This window comes from Pseudoxanthomonas sp. JC1303 (assembly GCF_058448525.1).
Genome location: NZ_CP185958.1, coordinates 1,214,163 through 1,238,398, shown reverse-complemented (window position 1 = coordinate 1,238,398; position 24,236 = coordinate 1,214,163). Strand labels below are relative to the sequence as shown.

Annotated in this window: 15 protein-coding genes; 8 read left to right on the top strand and 7 right to left on the bottom strand. The window is 68.5% G+C overall.

Annotated elements, in window-relative coordinates; genetic code table 11:
- Positions 1 to 187: 187 nt before the first annotated feature.
- Positions 188 to 847, top strand: a complete 660-nt coding sequence (locus ACORQU_RS05505; protein ID WP_491643836.1) for a LuxR C-terminal-related transcriptional regulator — start codon at positions 188 to 190, stop codon at positions 845 to 847.
- A 99-nt stretch (positions 848 to 946) separates the two neighbouring features.
- Here ACORQU_RS05505 and ACORQU_RS05500 read toward each other — a convergent pair whose 3' ends face one another.
- Positions 947 to 3,574, bottom strand: a complete 2,628-nt coding sequence (locus tag ACORQU_RS05500; RefSeq protein ID WP_491643835.1) for a PAS-domain containing protein — start codon at positions 3,572 to 3,574, stop codon at positions 947 to 949.
- Positions 3,575 to 3,845: 271 nt separating this feature from the next.
- Here ACORQU_RS05500 and ACORQU_RS05495 point away from each other — a divergent pair, with 271 nt between their 5' ends.
- From ACORQU_RS05495 to ACORQU_RS05470, 6 genes are all read left to right on the top strand, one after another.
- The gene (locus ACORQU_RS05495) at positions 3,846 to 5,168 is read left to right on the top strand and encodes a dicarboxylate/amino acid:cation symporter (protein ID WP_491643834.1); all 1,323 of its coding nucleotides are present in this window, start codon (positions 3,846 to 3,848) and stop codon (positions 5,166 to 5,168) included.
- A gap of 95 nt (positions 5,169 to 5,263) precedes the next feature.
- A complete protein-coding gene (locus tag ACORQU_RS05490; RefSeq protein WP_491643833.1) occupies positions 5,264 to 6,238 on the top strand; it encodes an alpha/beta hydrolase in 975 nt (324 codons plus the stop codon).
- 41 nt (positions 6,239 to 6,279) lie between these two features.
- A complete protein-coding gene (locus ACORQU_RS05485; RefSeq protein ID WP_491643832.1) occupies positions 6,280 to 7,755 on the top strand; it encodes an OprO/OprP family phosphate-selective porin in 1,476 nt (491 codons plus the stop codon).
- A 117-nt stretch (positions 7,756 to 7,872) separates the two neighbouring features.
- Positions 7,873 to 10,167, top strand: a complete 2,295-nt coding sequence (locus ACORQU_RS05480; protein ID WP_271648357.1) for an NADP-dependent malic enzyme — start codon at positions 7,873 to 7,875, stop codon at positions 10,165 to 10,167.
- A 153-nt stretch (positions 10,168 to 10,320) separates the two neighbouring features.
- Entirely contained in the window at positions 10,321 to 11,637 is a 1,317-nt protein-coding gene (locus ACORQU_RS05475) for an FG-GAP repeat domain-containing protein (protein WP_491643831.1), read from the top strand.
- Between the two features lie 296 nt (positions 11,638 to 11,933).
- On the top strand, positions 11,934 to 13,502 hold the full coding sequence (locus ACORQU_RS05470) for a MutS-related protein (protein ID WP_491643830.1): 1,569 nt from the start codon (positions 11,934 to 11,936) through the stop codon (positions 13,500 to 13,502).
- Positions 13,503 to 13,686: 184 nt separating this feature from the next.
- Here the strand turns inward: ACORQU_RS05470 and ACORQU_RS05465 are convergent, their stop codons facing one another.
- From ACORQU_RS05465 to ACORQU_RS05455, 3 genes are read right to left on the bottom strand one after another with little or no spacing between them, the layout of a single operon-like run.
- A complete protein-coding gene (locus ACORQU_RS05465) occupies positions 13,687 to 15,486 on the bottom strand; it encodes a hypothetical protein (RefSeq protein ID WP_491643829.1) in 1,800 nt (599 codons plus the stop codon).
- Positions 15,487 to 15,507: 21 nt separating this feature from the next.
- Positions 15,508 to 16,449, bottom strand: a complete 942-nt coding sequence (locus ACORQU_RS05460; RefSeq protein ID WP_491643828.1) for an ABC transporter ATP-binding protein — start codon at positions 16,447 to 16,449, stop codon at positions 15,508 to 15,510.
- Positions 16,449 to 16,859 (bottom strand): GntR family transcriptional regulator, encoded by a 411-nt coding sequence (locus ACORQU_RS05455; protein ID WP_491643827.1) that lies wholly within the window; start codon positions 16,857 to 16,859, stop codon positions 16,449 to 16,451. The genes ACORQU_RS05460 and ACORQU_RS05455 overlap by 1 nt, the downstream gene beginning before the upstream one ends.
- A gap of 161 nt (positions 16,860 to 17,020) precedes the next feature.
- Here ACORQU_RS05455 and ACORQU_RS05450 point away from each other — a divergent pair, with 161 nt between their 5' ends.
- Positions 17,021 to 18,520: a serine hydrolase domain-containing protein gene (locus tag ACORQU_RS05450; protein ID WP_491643826.1), complete on the top strand. Its 1,500-nt coding sequence runs from the start codon at positions 17,021 to 17,023 to the stop codon at positions 18,518 to 18,520.
- Positions 18,521 to 18,708: 188 nt separating this feature from the next.
- Here ACORQU_RS05450 and ACORQU_RS05445 read toward each other — a convergent pair whose 3' ends face one another.
- From ACORQU_RS05445 to ACORQU_RS05435, 3 genes are read right to left on the bottom strand one after another with little or no spacing between them, the layout of a single operon-like run.
- Entirely contained in the window at positions 18,709 to 19,428 is a 720-nt protein-coding gene (locus ACORQU_RS05445) for a basic secretory protein-like protein (protein WP_491643825.1), read from the bottom strand.
- Complete coding sequence (locus ACORQU_RS05440) at positions 19,428 to 22,799, bottom strand: GH92 family glycosyl hydrolase (RefSeq protein WP_491643824.1); 3,372 nt, start codon at positions 22,797 to 22,799, stop codon at positions 19,428 to 19,430. The genes ACORQU_RS05445 and ACORQU_RS05440 overlap by 1 nt, the downstream gene beginning before the upstream one ends.
- Positions 22,796 to 23,905, bottom strand: coding sequence for a LacI family DNA-binding transcriptional regulator (locus ACORQU_RS05435; protein WP_271648368.1), 1,110 nt, complete (start codon positions 23,903 to 23,905; stop codon positions 22,796 to 22,798). The genes ACORQU_RS05440 and ACORQU_RS05435 overlap by 4 nt, the downstream gene beginning before the upstream one ends.
- Between the last annotated feature and the right edge of the window lie 331 nt (positions 23,906 to 24,236).

Below are 24,236 nucleotides of genomic sequence, written 5' to 3'. Positions count from 1 at the left end.
GGATTGGCTGGCAAGCCCTGGCACGCTTGCGCGTGGCGAAAAATTCGCCACCCGGCCGGACGCTGCCGGGTGCCGCTTTAACGGGGTCTTAGCGCGGCCGAAAAGCGTGGTCTGGATCACGTCAAGCGCCGCGCGGCGTCGTCGCGCCCGACATGCGGGGCTGGATGGCACGCCCTAGACTGTCGCCATGATGCCTCCCACCTTGCTGGTCGCCGACGACCATCCGCTGTTCCGTGCCGCCGTCCTGCATGCGCTGGTGACCCGTTTTCCGGGCGTGGTCACGGTGGAAGCCTCCAGCGTCTCGACCCTGGGCGTGGCCCTGGACGAACACCCGGAGGTCGCCCTGGTCCTGCTGGACCTGGCGATGCCCGGCGCGCGTGGCCTGTCGGCCCTGGCCCTGTTGCGCGGCGAGCGTCCCGACCTGCCGGTCGTGGTGATCTCCTCCAACGACGATTCGCGCGTGATCCGGCGTGCCCAGCAGTTCGGCGCGGCCGGATTCATCCCCAAATCCTCGCAGGTCGATGCCATCGGCGAGGCGGTGGCCACGGTGCTCGATGGCGGCACGTGGTTCCCGCCACTGACCGCCGAGCGCTCCGAATCCGACGCCCAGCTGGCCGCGCGCCTGGCCCAACTGACCCCGCAGCAGTTCCGGGTGCTGATGCTGCTGGCCGAGGGCCTGCTCAACAAGCAGATCGCCGCGGCGATGGGCCTGGCCGAGAACACGGTGAAGATCCACGTCGGCGCGGTGCTGTCCAAGCTCAACTGCCGCTCGCGTACCCAGGCCGCGGTGATGGTGCGTTCGCTGGAACTGGATGACGTGCCCGCGCCGGACGAAGATCCGCTTTAAGCGCTTCTTCGTGGAAGTCGCCATGGCGGCGACAGGCTTTCCCGAGAATGCTTCATCGCGCCGCCCTGGCGGCTCCCCCGAATGCAATGTGCTGACGCCTCAGCGCAGTCGCCCTGTGGCCATCAGCCGCTGGGTCACGACCGCACGCAACGCGGCCGGCGTGACCGGGCGCGCGAGGAAGCCATAGCCGTGTTCCAGCGCCTGGCCGCGTTCACCGGGTGCACCGATCAGTACCAGCGGCGGCGCGTCCTCTGGCGCCAGACGCATCAGGACAGCCGGGCCGTCGCCGCCACGCCAGCGCAGGTCCATCAGCACCAGGTCGGGCAGGGCCTGCTCGCGCGCTAAGGCCTCCAGGGTGTCGTCCGCGCCATCGCTGGCGACCTCGCAGCCCCAGCTGCGCAGTAGTGTTGCCAGCGCGGTGCCGGTTTCGACATCGTGATTGAGGCACCACACGCGCGCGCCCTGCAGCGGTAACGCGGCGGCAGGCGCGGCGGGCACCGCAGTGACGGCATTGCGCGCAGGCGGCGCATCGGTGGCCAGCGGCACGCTGATGGCGAACACGCTGCCGCGTCCGGGCCAGGAACGCAGCGACAGCGGGTGCTCCAGCAATCGCGCGGTGCGCTCGACGATCGACAGGCCCAGGCCCGCGCTGCGGCGATCGTGGCGCAGGCCGTTGTCCAGGCGCGAGAACTCCTCGAAGATCGCCGCGCGCTTGTTCTCCGGGATGCCCACGCCGGTGTCCCAGACCTCCACGCGCACGCGCCCGGGCTCGCGCCGGCAGCCCAGCAGCACCCGTCCGCGCGGCGTGTTGTGCAGGGCGTTGGACAGGAAGTTCTGCAGCACCCGACGCAGCAGGCCGGCATCGCTACGCACGATCGCGCGGGTGCTCACCGCGTGCAGGGCCAGGCCCTGCGCCTGGGCGAGGATGCCGAACTGCGCAGCAAGTTCGGCCAGCAAGGCGCCCAGGTCCATGTCCTCGATCCGCGGCTGCAGCACGCCGGCTTCCAGGCGCGAGACTTCCAGCATGCTGGCCAGCAGGTCGTCCTGGGCGCCCAGCGCGGTTTCGGCGCGTTGCAACAGGTCGGCCTCCTCGGTGCCGCCCAGGCGCGTGCGCAGCACACCCAGGAACATCCGCGCCGCGTTGAGCGGCTGCAGCAGGTCATGCACGGCCGCGGCGACGAAGCGGGCCTTGTAGCGGTTGGCGTTTTCCGCGCGCGCGGTGGCCGCGCGCAGATCGGCGGTGCTGACCTCCACCCGGCGCTCCAGCGAACTGGCCAGGGTGCGCAGGTCGCGCGCGGCGGCCACGTAGGTGGTGATGTCGGCGAAGCTGGTGACAAAGCCGCCGTCGGGCATCGGATTGCCGCGGATCTCCAGCACCGTGCCGTTGGGCAGTTCGCGCTCGTGCATGTGCGCCCCGCCGCTGCGCAGGTGGTCCAGGCGGCGCTGGATCGCTTCCTCTACCTGGCCCGGGCCGAGCCAGCCCTTGCGCGCGTTGTGGCGGAAGAAGTCCTCGATCGGGCGACCGACCTGCATCAGCTCGTTGGGGAACTGGAACATCTCTTGGTAGCGGCTGTTCCAGGCAATCAGGCGCAGCTGCGCGTCGACCACGCTCACGCCTTGCGGCAGGTGCTCCAGGCTGGACTGGCCCGAAGCCGCGGCACGCGCGGCGTCGACCAGGCCATCCTGCGCCGAGCGCAGCGCCTCGGCATGGTGGGCGACCATGCGCTCGAGCTCCTCGCGGCTGCGCCGGCGATGTTCGGACAGGCGCATGCGCTGGCGCACAAACAACCCCAGCAGGATCAGCGGCAGCCAGGAGGCCACCACCACGATCGCCGCCGTCCAGCCCACCGCGGTGCTGCGGTCGCGGCGCAGCGCATGCAGGGTCCAGTGCGGCTCGCTGAGTGGCAGCGACTTCCACAGCCACAGGCCCTGGGCCGCGGGTTCGCGCAGGCGCACGCGCTGGTCGCCGGTGGCCACGGTGTCCACTGGCTCCAGCTGGGCCAGGTGCAGGCGCTGGCCGGCGTACTGGCGGGTGGCGCGCAGGTCCTGTTCGTCGCGCGCGGTCAGCGGGCGCAGTTCGCTGTATTCCCACTTGGCCTGGCTGGAGAGGAACACGATGTCGTGCACGTCGCTGAGCAGCAGCAGATCACGGCTGTCGTGCCATTCGCTGCGCAGCGCATCCAGGGTGATCTTGACCACCACCACGCCCAGGCGCCGGCCTTGCGCGTCGTGCACCGCCTCGGAAATGAAGTAGCCGGCGACGTTGGTGGTCACGCCGATGGCGTAGAAGGTCGCCGACCCATCGCGCATGGCATTGCGGAAGTACGGCCGAAAGCCATAGTTCTGGCCGACGTTGCTGGCCGGCTCGTCCCAGTTGCTGGCGGCGATGGCATGCCCGGTGTGGTCGAGCAGGGTCAGGGTGGAGACATGGGTGGCGCCATTGGCCACCACCAGCTTGTGGTTGAGGGCCGCCACGTCGATGGCGTCCGGCGGGGCCTGCAGCGCACGCCGCAGCTCCGGGTCCAGCGCCAGCACCGTCGGCAGCACGCGGTAGCGCTCGACCAGGCGTTGCAGGGATTGGGCGCGCAGGTGCAGTTGGTCCTCCAGCGCGCGTTGCTCGCTGGCCAGGGTGGCGTTGCGCGCGATCAGGCCGCCGGCCACCGCGGTGGTGGCGATCGCCGCGACCAGCAGCGACCGGCCGGCGATGCGGATCAGGCGCGGGGACATGCGGGGGCGCGGCAGGGGGACATGGCGCGGCATGGTCGCACAGGCGCGCGGCCGGGCCGAGACCGCGGCCGGTGCACCCGCAGCCTGCCTGCGGGCGGCGCAAACGCAGGCGGGACGGGCCTTTGCGCGGTGTCGGCCGGCCTGGCGCGGGGCACCTTAGTACCAATGTGCTATCGGCGCTGACCGGGGCGCGGGCTACAAAGGCGCCCGTCCCATGGGGAAGGGCCGCCCGGCCGCCCCGTGTCCAGATCACCAGGGAGCCCTTCGTCACATGCACATCCCCAGCTCGGGCGTCGCGCCCACCAAACCGCTTCCGTTCTACCGTCACCTGTATTTCCAGGTGGTGGTGGCCATCGTCATCGGCGTGCTGGTCGGCTATTTCGACCCGCAGCTGGGTGAGTCGCTCAAGCCGTTGGGCGATGCCTTCGTCAAGCTGGTCAAGATGATCATCGGCCCGGTGATCTTCCTCACCATCGTCACCGGCATCGCCGGCATGACCCACCTCAAGAGCGTGGGCCGGGTGTTCGGCAAGGCGATGGTGTACTTCCTGTTCTTCTCCACCCTGGCGCTGATCGTCGGCATGATCGTGGCGCACGTGGTCCAGCCCGGCGCCGGGATGAACGTCAATCCGGCCGACCTGGACCACAGCAAGATCGACCAGTACGTCAGTGCCACCCACGACATGACGGTCACCGGCTTCCTGCTGGAGATCATTCCCAAGACGCTGATCAGCCCGTTTGTGGGTGACAACATCCTGCAGGTGCTGTTCGTGGCGGTGCTGTTCGGCATCGCCCTGGCGATGACCGGCGAGCGCGGCCGCCCGGTGGTGGACTTCCTCAACGCGCTGACCACGCCGGTGTTCCGCCTGGTCCACATCCTGATGAAGGCCGCCCCGATCGGTGCCTTCGGTGCGATCGCCTTCACCATCGGCAAGTACGGCCTGGGGGTGCTGGCCAACCTGGCCTGGCTGGTGGGCAGCTTCTACATCACCGCGCTGCTGTTCGTGCTGGTGATCCTGGGAATCGTCGCGCGCCTGTGCGGCTTCTCCATCGTCAAGCTGATCCTGTACCTCAAGGCCGAGCTGCTGCTGGTGCTGGGCACCTCCTCGTCCGAGTCGGCGTTGCCCTCGCTGATGGAGAAGATGGAACAGGCCGGCTGCGAGAAGTCGGTGGTGGGCCTGGTCGTGCCGACCGGCTACTCGTTCAATCTGGACGGCACCAACATCTACATGACCCTGGCGGCGCTGTTCATCGCCCAGGCCACCAACACCGAACTGACCCTGGGTCACCAGATCACCCTGCTGCTGGTGGCGATGCTCAGCTCCAAGGGCGCGGCTGGTGTGACCGGCGCGGGCTTCATCACCCTGGCCGCCACCCTGGCGGTGGTGCCGGAAGTGCCGGTGGCCGGCATGGCCCTGATCCTGGGCGTGGACCGCTTCATGTCCGAGTGCCGCTCGCTGACCAACTTCACCGGTAATGCGGTCGCCACCATCGTGGTCTCGCGCTGGGAGAACGCGCTGGATCGCGACAAGCTCAAGGCCGCCCTGGACGGCAAGCTGATCGAGGATCCGGACCGCCTGCCCACGCCGGCCTGATCGATCGCGCCACCACTTCGGAAAGTCCGCTTTACGCGTCATCGCATCACCGCGGCGCCCGTCATGGGCGCCGCCACCTGGGAGAGAACATCACCATGCAATCCACACGTAAGCTGGGCCTGGCGGCCCGGTTGGTCCTTGCTTTTGCCTGCATTCCGGGCATCGCCGCGGCGCAGGAGGCCGCGCCATCGCAGACGCTCGAACTGTGGCCGGCCGGCACGCTGCCGCAAGTCACCCACGGACCCGAGCAGGTCGGCACCGATGGCAGCGCCACCGGTTCAGTGCGCAACATCTCCAATCCGCGCATGGAGATCTACCGTGCGGCCAAGCCCAACGGCAGCGCGGTACTGGTCCTGGGCGGCGGCGGTTACTTCCGCATCCAGATCGGCACGGCCGCGCGCCCCATGGCGCAGTGGCTGGCGGCCACCGGCACCACCGCGGCGGTGCTGTACTACCGCCTGCCCAACGATGGCTGGAAGGCCGAGGCGCCGTATCAGGATGGCCAGCGCGCCATGCGCCTGCTGCGCAGCCACGCGGCCGAATGGGGCATCGACCCGCACAAGATCGGCGTGATGGGCTCCTCGGCCGGCGCCAACCTGGCCGGGATCACCGCCACCCGCTGGGATCATGATTTCTACGCGCCGGTGGACGCGGCCGACACCCTGTCCTCGCGGCCGGACTTTCTGGCCATGCTCTACCCGGTGGTGTCGGTGAAGCCGCCGCTGGACCAGACCCGCACCTCGCGCGAGGTCTCCACCCAGCCCGACTACCAGACCGCCTATTCGGTGGAAGACCACGTGCGTGCCGACATGCCGCCGGTGTTCATCGCCCAGGCGGTCAACGATCCCATCGTCGATGTCGGTCACGGCTTGCTGCTCTACCAGACCGCCCACCAGGCCAAGGTGCCGGTGGAACTGCACCTGTTCGAGACCGGCGGTCACAGCTGGGGCCTGGGCAAGCCGGGCACCGAGCCGGCGCAGTGGCCGCGCCTGTTCGCCACCTGGGCGCGGATGCACGGCTTCCTGGGCGGCACGCCCACCGCTGCGGGCGCCGACGCCGCCGGCGAATGAGCCGCGCGCTTCTTCTTTCACCCATTCACCGGGGACACCTTATGAATCCGATCCGATCCTCCGCGCTGGCCGCGGCCGTGGCCGTCGCACTGGGCGCCACCTCCCTTCCCGCCCTGGCCGCCGACGCGGCCACCGAGGCGCAACTGCGCAAGATGGTCGAGCTGCAGGCCCAGCAGATCGCCCAGCAGCAACAGCAGATCGCCGCGATGAACGCGCGCCTGTCCGCGCTTGAGCAGGGCGCGCCGGCCCCGGCCGATGCCGCCACCGGTACCCAGGCGCAGGTCGCCGCGGCCGTGGCCGACACCCGCCAGGACGATGACCTGGCCATCCTCAAGGCGCAGGTCGCGCAGATGGCGGTCAAGGGCACCGGCGGCAACGGCAACGTCAGCTGGCGCAAGGGCGGCCCGGAGTTCAAGTCGGCCGACGGCACGTTCACCTTCCATCCGCGTGGCCGCGTGCTGATGGACTTCTCCAGCACCCACGGCTCGGGTTACGACGCGCGCAACATCACCGGCACCGACTTCGCCAGTGCGCGCCTGGGCGCGGAGGGCGAGATGGGCCCGCTGGGCTACAAGATCGAAGCCGACTTCGCCGGCAACTCGGTCAGCCTCAAGGAAATCTACGCCTCTTACGACACCCGCATCGGCGGCCTGCCCACCGAGTTCTACATCGGTAACAAGCTCAAGGATCGCAGCATCGACGGCGCCACCGGTGGCACCACCACGCCGTTCATGGAGCGCAACGCGGTGGCCTCGGTCGGCGGCATGGACAGCGGCTTCTTCGGCCTGGGCCTGACCACCAAGGTCTATGGCGACAACTGGCACGCCAGCCTGGCGGTCACCGGCGATGACGCCGGCAACGACAGCGATGCCAACGACACCATCGCCTACCTGACCCGCGTCCACTGGAATCCGATCAAGCGCGCGTCGGGCTTCATGCACGTCGGCGGCTGGTACTGGTACGAGAACCTGGGCAGCGACGTCACCAGCATCAACAAGACCTCCCCGGTTGCGCTGGGCTGGAACGGCGAGGTGCGCATCTCGGCCAGTTCCATCTCCGATCCGACCAACGACCACGCCTGGGGCGCGGAGCTGGGCGGCGTGTGGCGCAGCGGCTGGGCGTTCGCCGAGACCACCGTGCGCACCATCAACTCCTCCACCGAGGCCTCGCGCGACCAGAAGGCCAGCAGCTATTCGGCCGGCTGGCTGCTCACCGGCGAGAAGCCTGGCTTTTCCGACCGCTCCGGCGTGTGGGGCACTACCAAGGTCCTCAACCCGGTCACCGACGGGGGCTGGGGCGCGTTCGAGCTGGCGGCCCGCTACGACGACTACGACTACACCGATACCGCCCGCGGCGGCGAGGGCGATGCCTGGACGGTGGGCGTGAACTGGTACCTGACCAACTGGTCGCGCCTGATGTTCAACGTCGTGCACTGGAGCACCGACAACAAGGTCGGCAGCTACCGGGGCCCGGATTCGGGCAATACCGTGGGCCTGCGCGCGCAGGTGGTGTTCTGATTCAGCTTGGGCGGTCGTGCGTCCCGGGAGACGGGACGCACGGGCCGCCGCCCTCCGGCCGCGCCGTGGCGCGGCGGTAAACTCCTGCGTCCCAGCGACCTCACTGCCCACACGCCGATGTCCAAAGAAGAATTCAAGCAAGCCGCCCTGGACTACCACAGCCAGCATCCGCCGGGAAAGATCAAGGTCACCGCGACCAAGCCGATGATCACCCAGCGCGACCTGGCCCTGGCCTATTCGCCGGGCGTGGCCTATGCGTGCGAGGAGATCGCCGCCGATCCCAAGCTGGCCAGCAAGTACACCGCGCGCGGCAACCTGGTGGCGGTGATCACCAACGGCACCGCCGTGCTGGGCCTGGGCGACATCGGCCCGCTGGCTTCCAAGCCAGTGATGGAAGGCAAGGGCGTGCTGTTCCAGAAGTTCGCCGGCATCGACGTGTTCGACATCGAGATCAACGAGAAGGACCCGCACAAGCTGGTCGAGATCATCGCCTCGTTGGAGCCGTCCTTCGGTGGCGTGAACCTGGAGGACATCAAGGCGCCGGAGTGCTTCATCGTCGAGCGCGCGCTGCGCGAGAAGATGAACATCCCAGTGTTCCATGACGACCAGCACGGCACGGCGATCATCGTCGGCGCGGCGGTGCTCAACGCCATGGTGGTCACCGGCAAGAAGATCGAAGAGGTCAAGCTGGCCACTACCGGCATGGGCGCGGCGGGCATTTCCTGCGTCAACATGCTGGTCTCGCTGGGCCTCAAGCCCGAGAACATCCTGGCCCTGGACCGCGACGGGGTGATCCACACCGGCCGTACCGACCTGGACCCGGACAAGCAGCGCTACGCGCGCGACACCGACAAGCGCACCCTGGCCGAGATCGTCGAGGGGGCCGACATCTTCCTGGGGCTCTCCGCGCCAGGCATCCTGACCCAGGACATGGTCCGCTCGATGGCGCCGCAGCCGATCATCTTCGCGCTGGCCAACCCGAACCCGGAGATCATGCCGGAGGAGGCCAAGGCCGCGCGTCCGGACGCGATCATCGGCACCGGGCGTTCGGACTACGCCAACCAGATCAACAACGTCCTGTGCTTCCCCTACCTGTTCCGCGGCGCGCTGGACGTGGGCGCCACGGGCATCAACGAGGCGATGAAGGTCGCCTGCGTCAAGGCCATCGCCGCCCTGGCACGGCGCGAGGCCTCCGACCTGGGCGCGGCCTACGGCGGCGAGACGCCGAGCTTCGGTCCTGAGTACCTGATCCCGCGCCCGCTGGACCCGCGCCTGCTGGTGGAGCTGTCCTCGGCCGTGGCCCAGGCGGCGATGGACTCGGGCATCGCCGAGCGCCCGATCGCCGACATGGAGGCTTATCGCGAGACGCTCAGCCAGTTCGTCTACCGCACCAGCCTGATGATGAAGCCGGTGTACGACCAGGCGCGCGCGGACCGCAAGCGCGTGGTCTACGCCGAGGGCGAGGAGGAAGTCGTCCTGCGCGCGGTGCAGACGGTGGTCGACGAAGGTGTGGCCTTCCCGATCCTGATCGGGCGTCCGGAGATCATCGAGCAGCGCATCGCGCGCATGGGCCTGCGCCTGACCGCGGGCCAGGATTTCGAAGTCACCAACATCAACGACGATCCGCGCTTCAACGAGTACTGGCAGACCTACCATGCGCTGACCGAGCGCAAGGGCGTCACCGTGGCGGCGGCCAAGAACCTCATGCGCTCGCGTCCGACCCTGATCGCCGCGGTCATGGTGGCCCGCGGCGAGGCCGACGCGATGGTCTCGGGCATCGTCGGCCGCTTCCACAAGAAGCTCGGCTACGCGCGCAGCGTGATCCCGCTGGAAAAGGGCGTGACCTCCACCTCGGCCATGACCGGGGTGATCAACCAGCAGGGCACGTTCTTCTTCGTCGACACCCACGTGCAGGACGATCCCACCGCCGAGCAGCTGTGCGAGGCCACCCTGCAGGCGGCCTATCGCCTCAAGCTGTTCGGCATCGAGCCCAAGATCGCGCTGCTGTCGCATTCCAATTTCGGCAGCCACGATTCCAAGGACGCGCTGAAGATGCGTGCGGTGCGCGAGTTGCTGCTCAAGCGCAAGCCCGACCTCAACGTCGATGGCGAGATGCAGGGCGACACCGCCTGGGACGAGGTGCTGCGCAAGCAGATCATGCCCAATGGGACGCTCAAGGGCCGTGCCAACCTGTTCGTGCTGCCCAACCTGGAGGCGGCCAACATCGCCTACAACCTGGTGCGCGTGTTCACCGACGGCGTGGCGATCGGGCCGATCTTGATGGGCATTTCCAAGCCGGTGCACATCCTGACCACCAGTGCCACCCCGCGTCGCGTGCTCAACATGACCGCCATCGCCGCGGTCGATGCGCAGATCCGCGAGCAACTGGCGGCCAAGAGCGAGGACGCATAGGCGCGGTTGTCACTGGTCGGACGCAGAGAGGCCCGGTACACGCCGGGCCTCTCTGCGTGGATCGGCGCAGATGGGGGACGCCGGGAAAGCGCTGACAGCGCGGTGAGGCGAGTCTGCCTAGACTGGCGCTTCCATTCGTCTAGGACATCCGACATGGCGCTTCCCAGATCGAACGACCCTGGCATCCGCCTTCGGCGCCAGGCGACGGCCGGCCTGCTGCTGGCCTGCGCGGTTTCGCAAGCCGCGCTGGCGCAACAGGCGCCCATTGACGCGCCGGGGCCGCAGGCGGTCTCACGCCACTTCGTGGATGTGACCGCGGCCCATGTGCCGATCGCGCCGGACCTCCATGCGCTGGATGCGGCCCTGTTCGATGCGGACCAGGATGGCGACCTGGACGTGGCCGTGGCGGTCGAAAACGGCGCCAATCGGCTCTATCTCAACGACGGCACCGGACACCTCAGCTGGAAGCAGGGCGCCCTGGGCCAGGTGCCGCACGACAACGAACACGTGCGCAGCGCCGACTTCAACGGCGATGGCCTGCCCGATGTGGTCTTCGTCGCCGAGGACGACCACGTCCACCAGCTGTTTTTCGGTCGCGGTGACGGCAGCTTCATCGATGCCAGCGACCGGCTTCCCGCGCGCAGCCAGGCCAATGGCCTGGCGGTAGGCGACGTCAATGGCGATGGCCTGCCGGACATCGTGGTCGGCAACTCGAAGGAGACCCGACCCGGTCAGCCCGCCGTCTCCGGACAGGATTTCCTGTGGCTCAACGATCCGGCCGCGCCCGGCCACTTCATCGATGCCACTGCGACACACCTGCCGCGCGACGATGACGGCACGCAGGGCGTCGGCCTGGCGGACCTGGATGGCGACGGCGACCTGGACATGATCCTGGCCAACGAGACGCCGCCAAGCCGGTTGCTGCTCAACGACGGCGAGGGCCGTTTCACCGATGCCTCCGGTCGGTTGCAGCTGCTGACCCCGATGGAGACCCGCGAAGTGCATCTCTTCGATGCCACCGGCGATGGCAAGCCGGACGTGGTCCTGTTCAACCTGACCAGCAACAATCAGGCATGGGACAAGGACCCGCAGGTGCGTCTGCTGGTCAACGACGGCCACGGTCGCTTCAGGGACCAGACCGCGGCCAGACTGCCGCCTAACCGGTTCTCGAGCTGGGGTGGCGCGGTGCTCGACATCGATCACGACGGCGATCTGGATCTCATCGTCGGCGCGATCCAGGTGCCCGGCTTCGAGCCGCTCCAGGCCCGCGCCTACCTCAACGACGGCAAGGGGAATTTCAGCGACCTCACGCGCGAGGCAATGCCGGCGCAGACGATCGGCCGGCACTGGAGCATGGCTGTCGGCGACCTCAACGGCGATGGACGCGATGATGTCTTCATCGGCGGCTGGGGCACGCAGGCGCGCCTGCTTTTAGGCAGGGACGACAAGCCACCGACCCGAGCCGATTAGCCTGACGGCGGGTTGGCGGCGTGCCGGGCGCCACGGCGCGCTGGGTTTGGCCCGTGCTCGCCGGCGCTGTAATCGAACCGCGCATGGGTCTTCAGGCATCGGCATCAGCCCAGTGTGCGTCGCCCCGCGCAACCTGGCGTTGAAATCCGCGGACGCGTGCCTATCTCCTCCGTGCAGCGGTTATCGGGACGTCGTCTCCGATCGGCGGCTTCAGCAGATGCGGAGAACGGACGATGCGGCGATGGGGGCATGTGACGCAGGTGGCGGGCATGTGAGCGCGCGCGCTGCTGGATCTGGTGTTCCCACAGCGGTTTGCCCATGCCGAACGCCGCGCCGCCTGGGGCCAGCCAGGCCGCAAGCACGCGGCGTTGGCCGGGCGTTGGTTCGCGCGGGTGCGCGGGCAGGGCCCGCATGTCGATGACCGGACCTGGGATGACCTGGAACTGCCGCAGGTCTTCGCCGAGTTGGACACCACGGTCACGCCCCTGGGCAGCCAGGTGTTGTATCGGCGCCTGCGGACCTTTGAGGACGACGCCGACGCGCTGGCGGCCCGCCATGCGGTGCATCTGCGCCTAGTCGATGACGCAGCATTGCGCGAGCGCCTGCAGCGCGACCTGCTGCGCATACAGGACCCGCTCCATGCGCACGTGGCCGATACCCTGCACGCCGCGTCCCTGGAACCGTCGACCCGGCGCGGCTGGATCAGCCTGTGGAGCGCGTGCCTACTGGACTGGCTGGTCACGGTGGTGGCCTGCGGCCTGCCGCTGTGGTGTTGGGCCGCGCTGATCCCGGTGAACCTGCTGATCCTCTACCGCTACAGCGGGCGCCAGCAACGCGAGGTGGCCGGACTCAATGGCTGCGTGCGCCTGATGCGCACCGCCGACGCGCTCGCGCGGCGGCCGCAGCTGCCCATGCAGCACCAGCTGCTGGCCGAGCGTCCCGCGCGCGATGGCGTGCGCCGCAAGCTGCTGCTGGCCGACATGTTCAACTGGGTTCCACCGCAGGTCACGCTGGTGTTGAACGTGTGCTTCCTGCTGGAACTGATCGTGTTCCTGTGGACCTTCGAACGCTTCGCCCGCGTGCGCCATCGGCTGCATGCCAGCTTCGCGCTGGTCGGTGGCATCGATGCCGATATCGCCTTGGCCTCGGCTCTGGTCCTGCATCCGCAGCACTGCGCCCCGACGCTGGCTGACACGCCGATGCTGGAGATCGTCGAAGGCCGCCATCCGCTGCTGCGCGAGGCGGTGCCCAACAGCGTGGCGCTGGTGCGCAGTTCGGCGCTGGTCACCGGCTCCAACATGGCCGGCAAGACCACCTTCGTGAAGATGCTGGCCATCAACGCCATCCTCGGCCGCACCGCCGGCTTCTGCCTGGCCACGCGCGCGGTGCTGCCGCGCGTGCCGGTGGTGGCCTCCATCCAGGGGCATCACGCGGTGGCCTCGGGCAAGAGCCATTACTTCGCCCAGATCGAAGCGATCCGCGGCTTCCTGGACCAGGCCGCGCGCAACGAAGGTGCCCTGATCGTGCTGGACGAGCCCTTCAGCGGCACCAACACGGTCGAGCGCGTAGCCATCGTCAAGGCCGTGCTGCAGGCGCTGGGCGAACGTGCGCTGGTGCTGGTGACCACGCACGATGTGGAACTGCAGGCGCTGCTCGGCGCGCGCTATGCGCTGTACCACTTCCAGGAGGACCCGGACGTGGACGGCTACTTCGACTACCGCCTGCGCCAGGGCCCGGCGCAGGCCCGCAACGCGATCCGGATGCTGGCGCGCTTGGGCTTCCCGCAGGACGTGGTCGCCGAGGCGATGTCGGTGGCACATGACACCGAGGCAGCACACACGCCAACGTCCAGCTACGCCTGGTGAATATCGCAAGCCACGTGGGGTCACGGCCAGGCAGCTCGCGCGCCACGGAGAACAGGCCTCAAAAGAAACCTACCTAGTGTCGTCTCAGTCGGCGAACCCTTCCGGACATTTCGAAGTCAGCGCGTCTCGGGTGACATGCGGGTCGCGGCGTGCTGCGCGGTCTGCCGTCCGCTGACCTCGCGGATCAATCGCGACGCCACGTGCGTTGCGTCATCAGCAGCATGGCCACCAGTCCCGGCAGCCCGAGGGTCGCGCAGAACAGGGTCCATGCGAGCCGCGCCGGGCCGGTCAGCCCGCCACGCTGCGCGCGATAGACCGCCATCGCAGCCGACGCCAGCATGAGACACCCGGCCAGGACCGCGATGGGCGTGGGAGTCGGAGCAGGCTTTGCAGCGGACAGCGGCGAGGGCGGCGCGAACAGTGCTTGCGCTTGCTTCACTGCAGTGTGCAGCGCTGGCGAAGGCCACCAGCTTCGATAGCGGTGCAGGGCGGGATAGTCGAACGACAGGGGGCTGGCATGCAGCACGGCCGGCCGTCCGTCGTCGAAGCCGCGCAGCAGGAACAGGGCAGGGCGCGCGCCGTCCTCGGTATGCGCCAGCTCAGAGGACACCAGGCTGACCAGGACGCCGTCGCTCAGCGCGATCATGTCGAGGTTGCTCAGTCGTGCATTGGGAATGGGCAAGGGAATGCGCGTGGGGCCCCGCGCCCCGGCCGAACCTGTGCGAAACACATACAGCGCCTTGTCGCTCATCAGTACCCAACGCCGGCCGACAGCGCCGACCCCGGCGATCAGCTCGCCCGCGCGCACGCCCAGCCAGGGCACGATGACCTGACCCGCGCTGTCGTAGCGGTACAAGGTATCGCCCGCGAGCAGCACCGCGTCGTCTTCGGGCAAACCGGGCAGGTGGCCGAGTGGCACGGCCACGTGCGGAAAGGCGGCACCGCCCGATCCAACGCCCAGCATGCCAACGGCGCGTCCATTGAGCAGGTTCTCGCCGACCAGACGCATGCGGTCGTGGCTGAAGGTCCAGCGGACGTGGCGTGCCGGATCGTCGAACTGCAAAGGCGTGAGGTTGCCCAACGCGTCGCGCTGTGGCTGTTCGCGCAGGCGGGCGGCCAGGCCCTGCGGCTTGCTCGCCTTGATTGCCGCCTCCAGTCGGTCGACATCAGCGGGCATCGCCTCGCGCAGCGCCCGGAGCATGCGCGCACGCGGCTCCATCTTCTCCACCTCGGTATGGCCCCCACGAGGCGGAACGGCCATGTTGAGCGGATGCGATCCTTGCGCGATCCACAGGAATTCCACCCCGAACAGCACCAGCATCGCGACCAGATAGGCACCCGCGCTCAAGGGCAGCGCGAGCAGTGCGTTGGCCCAAGGTCCACGCGGCGTCGCCTCGACATCGGGCTTGAACGCGCACAGCACCAGGGCGAGCAGCCAGGCCACGGCAAGCAGCTCGAGCACCAACATCGCCACGCCGGTTGCATCGGTGAACACGAGCCAGACCAACAGCGCCGCGGCCGCCAGCGCCAGCCGCATGCCGCGCAACGCCCAGAAGGCACCGGCGAGATAGCCCGCCAGCGCGACCAGCCATGCCGAGCCAGGCAGCAGCCAATGGCGAAGGTCGACCACGCGCGCGGTCGTGCCCTGCTGCCAGGCGGCAAGCAACAACGTCGGCAGCACGATCGCGACCAGCAGCACCACCCCCGCCGCAGCGCAGAGCGTGAGCGCAATCCGCGTTGGCGGCACCGGGCGATGCAGCAGCGTGACCCAGTGACTCCCGCGCCGATATCCCCCGATCTGATATAGACCCAGCAGCACACCCGCCAGCGCGTAGACGGCACCGATCCCGCGATAGATGGGCAGGGTCTGCTGTGCCAGATCCAGCATGCGGCTACCGAATCCCAGCGCGCACAGGTGCACGGCTGCGGCGATGAGGGCCCAGGTGCGGAAGCGCAGGCATTCGACCTTGAACAGGCTCCACATGGTGTTTCTCCAGGACGGGCGTCAGTGCGCGGGCGGCGCCGCGTGGCGCATGGACAGGAAGGCGTTGACCGCGCGGTCCAGGCTGACCGGCATGGCATTGATCGATCGGGCGCCCGCGGCGCGCAGGAACTCGGCGAAGGTCTCGCCCTGGTCGAGTACCAGGTAGTGGTGCAGGCCATCGAGCCTGCGCGCTTCCATCAGGCCGGGGATCGTCTCGTGCGGCGGCCCCTTGAACAGAACATCCGCGATCCAATAGGTGACCCGCTCGCAGAAGCCTTCCGGCGCCGACATATGCCTGAGCTTGCCGTCCTCGAGCAGGATCAGGTTGTCGGCGACGCGCTCGATCTCTTCCATCTGGTGCGAGCAATAGATCACCGTGCGGTCTTCCATGGCGTTGGTATGCAGCAGCGATTCCAGGAAGGCGCGCTTGGCGACCACGTCCAGGCCCAGCGTGGGCTCGTCCAGGATCAGCAGTTCCGGGCACTGGGCCAGGCTCAGGGCCAGGTTGAAGCCCGCGCGCTCGCCGCGCGAGAGCTGGGCGATCTTCTGCGTGGGCAGCAGCCGGTAATGGCCGATCACCTCGTCGAAGACCGACTGGCGCCACTGCGGATACTGGCGGCGCTGCATCGCGGTGATCTCCTCGACCCGCATCCAGCCCGGCAGCGTGTGTTCTTCGTTGACGAACCCGATCCTGGCCCGGTCGCCCGGCGTCAACCGCTGGCTGTCGCGGCCGAGGATGCGCGCTTGGCCGCCGCTGGGCGAGAGAAAGCCCAGCAGGATGCGGAACAGCGTGGACTTGCCCGCGCCATTGGCGCCCACCATGGCGTGGATCCGTCCGCGCTGGATGCGCAGCTCCAGCCCGTCCAAGGCGAACTTGTCGCCATAGCGCTTGCTCAGCTGCGTCGTTTCGATCGCCAGATCGTGTGCGCCGTCCGTGGCGTCAAAATGGTCAGAAGTCTCCATCACGCACGCTTGCGCGGCAGCGCGCGCTCGAATGCATCGGCAATGCGCTGCTGCACGGTCTTGGCCGGCAGCCCGAGCGGGACGACATCGTTGACGAACGTGGCCACCGCCTCGTCCAGCCGGCGTTCGCGCTCGGCATCGGAGAGCCGTTGCCGGGGCGGGGCGACATAGAAGCCCATGCCTTGCCTCGCATCGAGCCAGCCTTCGGACACCAGCTCGGCGTAGGCCTTGGCCACGGTGTTGGGATTGATCGTCAGTTGCTGCGCCAGCCCGCGCACGCTGGGCAGCTGCTGGCCTTGGGCCAGCTCCCCGGTCGCAATCCGCATGCGGACCGCATCGGTGATCTGGCGGACGATGGGGCGCGGGTCGCCGGTGGCGATCTGGATCATCAGCGCTGCGGTACGGGCCAAGTCGTCGCTCCTGTTGAAGTGTGCTAGTACAAATAGTACAGTTGGCTTGGACGGCTGTCCAGCATGGTTGGCCGATCGATACGGCGCCTGCATCGGCAGGCGTCTTTATTTTATCCCAGCTGTACTAATTGTAGTAGTACAGAAAAACAGAGGAAACTCCGATGGATGCTCTACGCAAGCTGGCTCAGCGCATGCCGCGCCTGGCCGTTGTCGCGCTGTCCTGTGCGGTCCTGCCCGTGTTCGCGCGCGCGCCCGACGCGGGCTCCACGCGGTCTGCCGAGGTCGCGCGCTATTTCGAGAACTGCCATGCCGTGAGGGTCTGCAATGGCAGCTTCCTGGTCACGCAGCACGGCAAGGTCGTCTATCAGGGCGCCCTGGGAGAGGCCGATGCCAGCGCGCAGGTTGCGCTGACAGTGGAGGATGCCTTCGACATCGGCTCGGTCAGCAAGCAGTTCGCGGCTGCCGCCGTGCTACGCCTGGCCGACCGCGGCCAGCTGGCGCTGGATGATCCGGCCATCAAGTACCTGCCGCAGCTACCCCATGCCGACATCACCCTGCGCCAGCTGCTGACCCACACCTCGGGGGTCCCCGATGTCTTCCCGACGTACACGCAGATGTTCAAGCGGGGCGAGGTCACCGCGCCGATGCGGGGCGATGAGGCGGTCGCGCTGCTGGTCGAACACAAGGCGCCGCTGCGGTTCGCGCCCGGCGCTGCGTTCGAGTACAGCAACACCGGCTACATCCTGCTGGCGCAGATCGTCGGCCATGTCGCGGGCATGGACTACGCCGATTTTCTGCAGCGCGAGTTCTTCGCCCCACTGGGCATGACGCATACGCGCGTGCGCCTGCCGGGCAACGAGGCGCAGATCCAGCCACGCGCGTGGGGTTTCATCGTCCGGCCGGACGGCAGTCGCAAGCCGTTCGACCAAATCCCGAACTTCTATCCCGTCGGCCCAGGCGACATCTACTCCACCACGCACGATTTGCAGCGGTGGGCCGACGCGCTCCAGCAAGGCCGGGCGATGTCCAAGGCGAACTGGGCGCTGGCCACGACACCGGCCAGGCTATCCGATGGCAGCACGGTGCCGTACGGCTTCGGCTTCAAGCTGGTGAACTCCGCGCTTGGCCAGCCCATGGTGACCCATGGCGGGGATTGGCGTGGCTTCAAGTCGGACCTGACCCTGCTGCCCGAACAGGGGATTCAGATCGTGATGCTCACCAATAATTCCCAGGACGACAGTGTCGAGGCGGCGCGCGACGCGGTGGAGGCCATCCTGGCGGGCCAGCCGCGCCCCACGCTGCGCATGTCCGTGCATTGGGACCTGTACCAGCAGGCGGAGCGCCTGGATGCGGAACAGCTCAAGCGTTGGTTCGATCAGCAGTGGGCGGCGGTTCCGCGGCGCTACGACTTTCCCGGTCAGCCGCTGGAACAGGTCGCCGGCGCGCTGCTCAAGCGCGAGGCGACGGACAAGGCGTTGACCGTGCTGGAGTTCAACGCGCGGATCCATCCCAGCTCGCTCGACGCCCTGGACAGCCTGGCCGATGTCTATCGCGAAATGGGAAACCGCCAGGCGGCCATCGAGCAGGTCCAGAAGATGATCGCGCTCAAGCCCGACTCCAGGCGCCTGCGCCAGCGGCTTGCGCAGTTGCAGGGGCAGTGAGCGGCTTGGCGTCTTCGAGGGCGCTTCTACCGCCGTCCCGGCGAACGCGAGACGCCATGGGCTGACACGCGCAAACACCAGGGCGCGGGTGCCCCTGCGCGGGGACTGCGGTTTGCCGTGGCGCGCGGTTCCAGCCTGGCGCGTGGGATCCAGGCCAGGCCGTGCGCCGATGCGCGGCCTGGGGGCTCTCAGCCCTTGGCCGGCTGCACGCCGCCGCGTGCGATGACGTATTGATCCCACAGCGTTTCGACGGTCTCGCCGGTGGCCTGCGTCCACAGCTGTGGCGAATAGGTGCCGCCGCGCAGCGCCGCGTCCAGTTGCTTGACCAGGCCCGGATGTTTGGCGTCGGCCCATTTGAGAAACGCACCGCTGACCCGGTAGCCGGTGTCGTAGTGCTGCTTGTCCTTGATCTGGGTCGGCAGCGCCCAGCCGCCGGCGGCGTTGTCGACGCCGTACCGGTCGCGCGCGTAGTCGGCGATGCCTTCCACCAGCCAGGTCGGCGCCTGGTCGTTGCCGTAGTCCGGATAGCTCTGGACGATGTGCATGGCCTCGTGGCTGACCAGGTCGGTATCGCCCGGATGCTTCACCAGCCAGGCCGGGTTGATCGTCATCTTGGCCCAGTCGTCGCTGCTCACGTAAGCGATGCCGTCGTAGGACGGATCGATGGTGATGATCGCCTTGGTCGGAGCGGCGGTGTTGAAGTCCGCCCGCTCCCGCGCATACGCATGGAAGAAGGTCTCGAGGATCTTCTCCTGCATGGCGGTGTCCAGCGCGCCGCTGGCATCGCGATAGGTGATGGTCACCCCGTCCTGGGTTCGGGTCACATCCTCGCGTGCCTGCGCAGCGCCAGACACGAGCAGGGCGGCGCAGAACAGGGCGCTGGCGAGCGGACGTGGCATAGCGGACATCAGGGCGCCTTCTTCAGCGGGACCGGGACGTGCGGGGCCAGCAACTCGACCTCGGCCAGGGCCATGCGGCCGGGCGCGGTGAAGTGCAGGCGATAGGCGGTATAGGTGCCAGGCGAGGCGATGCGGAACGGCCGGGCCTGCAGGGCCCAGCGGAAATCCTCGTCGCTGCGCGTGTCCAGGGTCTTCCAGGCCCCCTCGCCGTTGCGTGCCTGCAGGCGCCAGCTGGCGCCCTGGATCGGGCGCTGTCCACTGGTGAGCGTATAGAAGGTCGGCTGCGCGCCTCGCTCCAGCGTGATGTCCACATCGACCTGCTTGCCCATGACCGGGGCGCTGGTGTCGGCGTCGTCGTCGACCAGGGCCGGGGCGGCCTGGCCGTTGACGCTGACGCGCGCCTGCGGGCCGATGACATCGGCCAACGTGGTCGGTGCCTGGCCAGCCGGGGTCAGCGAGGGCGGCGCGTCACCCGGCGCGGAACCCCACTTGGAGGGCGCCGGTCCCATCACGAAATCCAGTGTCGCGCCCTGCGCAAGCAGCGCGTGCGGGATCCAGGTCTTGGTCCACGGCTTGCCGTTGACCTTGAGTGACTGCACGTAGACGTTCTTGGCCGAATTGTTCGGCGCGCGCACCACCAGCTTCTTGCCGCCAGGCAGGGACAGGGTGCTCTGCTTGAACAGCGGCGAGCCGATCACGTAATCCGGCGAGCCCATGCGCAGCGGGTACAGGCCCATCGAGGCCAGCACGTACCAGGCCGACATCTCGCCGTTGTCCTCATCGCCCGGATAGCCCTGGCCGATGTCGCTGCCCAGGTACAGCCGCGCGAGGATCTCGCGGGTGAGTGCCTGGGTCTTCCACGGCTGGCCGGCATAGAGGTACATCCAGGCGATGTGGTGTGCGGTCTGGTTGCTGTGCGCGTACATGCCCATGCGCACGTCGCGCGCCTCGGTCATCTCGTGGATCACGCCACCGTAGGAACCGGTGAAGTCCTCGCCGGCCGTTTCCGGCGTGGCGAAGTACTGATCGAGCTTGCGCGCCAGCGCGTCGCGCCCGCCGTACAGCGCGGCCAGGCCATTGCCGTCGTGCGCGGCGGTGAAGGCGAAGGTCCAGCCGGCCGACTCGGTGTAGTCGTGGCCCCATTCGCGCGGATCGTAGTCCTTGGCCGGCACGCGCCAGCTTCCATCGGGCTTGCGGCCCTGGAAGAAGTCGATGCTGCGGTCGAACACATTGGCGTAGTCCGCCGCGCGGTAGCGGAAGTACTCGGCCTCCTCGGCGTAGCGCTGCTTGTCCTTGCCGCTGGCCGAGCGGGCCAGCTGCGCGGCCATGTTGGCGATGCCGAAATCGTTGAGCGCGCCCTCCATGGTCCAGGACATGCCCTCGTGGGTCTCGGTGTCGGCGTAGCCGCGATACAGCGAGCGGTCCATGCCCTTGCGCCCCACGTGGCGATCGGGCGAGACCACCGTGGCGTTCTTCAGCGCGGCCTCGTAGGCCAGCTCCGGGTCGAAACCGCCGATGCCCTTGGCATACGCGTCGGCGAAGGCCACGTCCGAGCTGGTGCCGACCATCAGGTCCGCATAGCCCGGCGAGGACCAGCGCGCCACCCAGCCGCCGGCCCGGTACTGCTCCAGGAAGCCGCTGATCAGGCCGCCGGCATCCTGCGCATCGAGCAGGCCGTAGGCCGGCCACGCCGTGCGGAAGGTGTCCCACAGGCCGTTGTTGACGTAGATCTGGCCGTCGCGCACCGGGGCGAAACTGCGCACCGCGCTGCCGTCGGTGGCGTCATCGGACCAGCTGTTCTGGCTGGCGTAGCGCCAGTCCGGCCTGTCGGCGGTGCCGACGTTCTCCGAGCCGGAGTTGGGATACAGGAACAGGCGATAGAGGTTGGAGTACAGCGTGGTGCGCTGGTCGTCGCTGGCCCCGTCCACCTGCACCTTGCCCAGCACCGCATCCCACTGCGCCTGCGCGCGCGCGGCCACGGTCTCCACCGTGTCGGACGCCTGCACTTCCAGGGCCAGGTTGTGCTTGGCCTGCTCCAGCGAGATCAGCGAGGTGGCGATGCGCATGGTGACCTGGCGCGTGCCGTCTTTTGCAGGGGGTGCCGCGAACTTCACATAGCCGGTGGGCCGGCCAGTGTCGAGCTTGCCGCTGCGCTGCCACGGCGTATCGAAGGTGGCGTAGACGAACATGCGCGTGGCCCCGGTGGACAGCCCGCTGCGCACGTCGGTATAGCCGGAAAGGGTCTGGGTCTTCTCGTCCAGGGTCAGCCCGGCGCGTGCGTCGACATTGTCGAACAGCAGGTTGGCATCGCCGTGGTCGGGAAACGCGAACTGGAACACCGCCGCGTGGTCGGTCGGGGCCAGCGCGGTGGTAATGCCGTTGGCGAAGCGCACGCGGTATTCCTGCGGGCGGGCCAGTTCGTCGGCATGCGAGAACGCCAGGGCGCGCTTGTCCCGATCGGCCTGCGGCACGCCGGAATCGAGCGAAGGCATGACCTGGAAGGTCTGCCGGTCGCCCATCCACGGGCTGGGCTCGTGGCTCAGGCCGAAGGCCTGCAGACGCGGCTGGTTGTCGGCGTCGTTCTGCTCGTTCCAGCTGTACAGCCAGGACAGCGAGCTGGCGTCGGTCATCGGCGTCCAGAAATTGAAGCCGTGCGGCACCGCCGTGGCCGGGAAGTTGTTGCCACGCGAGAACGTGCTGTTGGCCTGGGTGCCGCGCGTGGTCAGCACCCAGTCGGTCGGCGCCTGGTGTGCGACCGGGGCCGTCTCGCCCAGGGCCACATCGTCGATCCAGCCACGCGCGGTCTTGCCGGCCGGCGCGGCGGTTTCAAGTTCGATCGCCACCACGCGCTTGCCGCGCAAGGCGGGCACCTCGCCCAGGCGTACGGCCTTGCGCGCCCACTGCTGTGGGTAGAGCGACTTGGAGTCGCCCTGCGCCTGCGCACCCACGCTGAAACCGTACTGGTCCAGTGCAGGCGTGGCCGACACGCGGGTGCCGTCCTCCAGCACCGCATCCAGCGAAACATAGGTGCTGGACACCGTGTCGCCGTCGACGATCTCCGGCAGCACCAGCCAGGACAGCGTGGTATCCGCATCGATGGTGGCATCGACCTTGAACAGCGTCGTGCGCCCGGCGCTGCCGTCGTAGGCCAGCGCGTGCAGGCCGCTGTAGCCGACCTTGGCCTTGGCCGCGTAGGGCGCTTGGGGTCCATCGCCCACCTTCACCGACGGCCCGCCGCCGGCGGACTGAGGAGCAGGCTGCCCGGGCTCGAACGAACTCTGGAAGTCGGCCGCCAGGGCAGCGGGGGTGCCAAGGACGAGCGCGACGGCGCACGCCAGCGAGCCGCGCAACAAGCGCGGCGTGTGTGTGATCTGGGTCAAGCGGTCGATCCTCCGGGACGGCTGCCGCGCGTGGCGCGGGCCTTGGTGGGCTTGGCCGGCGTGGGGGACTCCAGCGTGCGGGTGAAACTGAGCGAACTCTCGCGCGGCACCAATTGCACCGGCGCGATGGTATTGCGGGGCTTGGCATCGACCGGACGGCTGGCCATCACCATGCCCACGGCCTGGCGACCCAACGCGCGGGGCGCGGTGGCCAGCGTGGTCAGTGCCGGCACCGTGGCGGCGGCCTCGGGAATGTCGTCGAAGCCGGTCAGGGCGAACTCGCGACCCGGCGCGATGTTGCGCGCGCGCAGGCCCATCATCAGGCCCAGCGCCACCGCGTCGTTGTAGGTCACCGCCGCGGTCGGCGCCGGATCGCGTGCGAACAGCGCCGCGGTGGCCGTGGCCGCCTGCAGGCGGGTCGGCGCGCACTCGACGATCCAGCGCGGCTCGGGGGTGATGCCCGCGGCCTTGAGCGCGGCGGTGTAACCCTCCAGGCGCTGCCGGCAGGAGCTGGAATCGCGATGCCCGCCGAAGAAGGCGATGCGCGTATGCCCCTGCGCCAGCAGGTGTTCGGTGGCCATGCGCGCGCCGGCCACGTTGTCGGCGCCCAGGTAGTCCCAGCGCGACTGGGGCACCTGGCGGTTGAACAGCAGCAGCGGCGTGTGCAGGCCGACCACCGGGCTCAGGTCGGCCACGCTGGTGCCCTCGGCCGGGGTCAGGATCACGCCGGCCGGGTTGTGTTCCAGCAGCGAGGACAGCACCGCGCGCTGGCGCTCGATCGATTCGCCCGAGCTGCCCAGCAGCATCACGCAGCCGGCCTCGGCCAGCGCCTCGTCCACGCCGGACGCGAACTCGGCCACGAATGGGTTGGACAGGTCATTGATCACCAGGGCGACGCTGGTGGAGACCTTGCGCCGCAGGTTGGCGGCGCTGCGGTTGTAGACATAGCCTTGGCGGCGCAGCTCGGTTTCCACCAGCCGACGGGTCTTGGCCGCCACGGCCGGGTTGCCGCTGAGCACCAGGGAGACCGTGGCCGAGGACACCCCGCAGGCGCGGGCAATGTCGGCCAGCGTGACGCGCCGACGGCGCTGGTTGGAATCGGTCATGAGCCCCTGAATCGTTTGAAGCGATCAGCCGATCGTGCAGAACTTTCACGCGCATGGCAATCCGCGGCGGGGATTTGGGGCATCTTGCCCACGTTTTGATTCCTTTTAAAGTGACAGAGTGGTCGAAATCAAGTTGTCAGAACAACTTATCGTCATCCCGTTGACATACTTCATTTAAACGATTTAGAAAGCAATCGGCGCGACTTGCCCGGTCCTCGATAGTGCGGTGTCCGGGCCGCCGTTCCTGCGTCTTGCGCCATGGCAGCCACCGCCAGTGCACGACGCCGGGCCGAGCGCTGCCCGCAACAGGGCTGGGGAAATGCCCGCAGTG

Excerpts from the sequence above, each read along its gene's own strand:
- ACORQU_RS05445 (WP_491643825.1), bottom strand. The coding sequence starts at position 19,428 with ATGTCCGCTATGCCACGTCCGCTCGCCAGCGCCCTGTTCTGCGCCGCC.
- ACORQU_RS05495 (WP_491643834.1), top strand. The coding sequence starts at position 3,846 with ATGCACATCCCCAGCTCGGGCGTCGCGCCCACCAAACCGCTTCCGTTC.
- ACORQU_RS05480 (WP_271648357.1), top strand. The coding sequence starts at position 7,873 with ATGTCCAAAGAAGAATTCAAGCAAGCCGCCCTGGACTACCACAGCCAG.
- ACORQU_RS05465 (WP_491643829.1), bottom strand. The coding sequence starts at position 15,486 with ATGTGGAGCCTGTTCAAGGTCGAATGCCTGCGCTTCCGCACCTGGGCC.
- ACORQU_RS05475 (WP_491643831.1), top strand. The coding sequence starts at position 10,321 with ATGGCGCTTCCCAGATCGAACGACCCTGGCATCCGCCTTCGGCGCCAG.
- ACORQU_RS05500 (WP_491643835.1), bottom strand. The coding sequence starts at position 3,574 with ATGTCCCCGCGCCTGATCCGCATCGCCGGCCGGTCGCTGCTGGTCGCG.
- ACORQU_RS05490 (WP_491643833.1), top strand. The coding sequence starts at position 5,264 with ATGCAATCCACACGTAAGCTGGGCCTGGCGGCCCGGTTGGTCCTTGCT.
- ACORQU_RS05450 (WP_491643826.1), top strand. The coding sequence starts at position 17,021 with ATGGATGCTCTACGCAAGCTGGCTCAGCGCATGCCGCGCCTGGCCGTT.
- ACORQU_RS05505 (WP_491643836.1), top strand. The coding sequence starts at position 188 with ATGATGCCTCCCACCTTGCTGGTCGCCGACGACCATCCGCTGTTCCGT.
- ACORQU_RS05460 (WP_491643828.1), bottom strand. The coding sequence starts at position 16,449 with ATGGAGACTTCTGACCATTTTGACGCCACGGACGGCGCACACGATCTG.
- ACORQU_RS05435 (WP_271648368.1), bottom strand. The coding sequence starts at position 23,905 with ATGACCGATTCCAACCAGCGCCGTCGGCGCGTCACGCTGGCCGACATT.
- ACORQU_RS05485 (WP_491643832.1), top strand. The coding sequence starts at position 6,280 with ATGAATCCGATCCGATCCTCCGCGCTGGCCGCGGCCGTGGCCGTCGCA.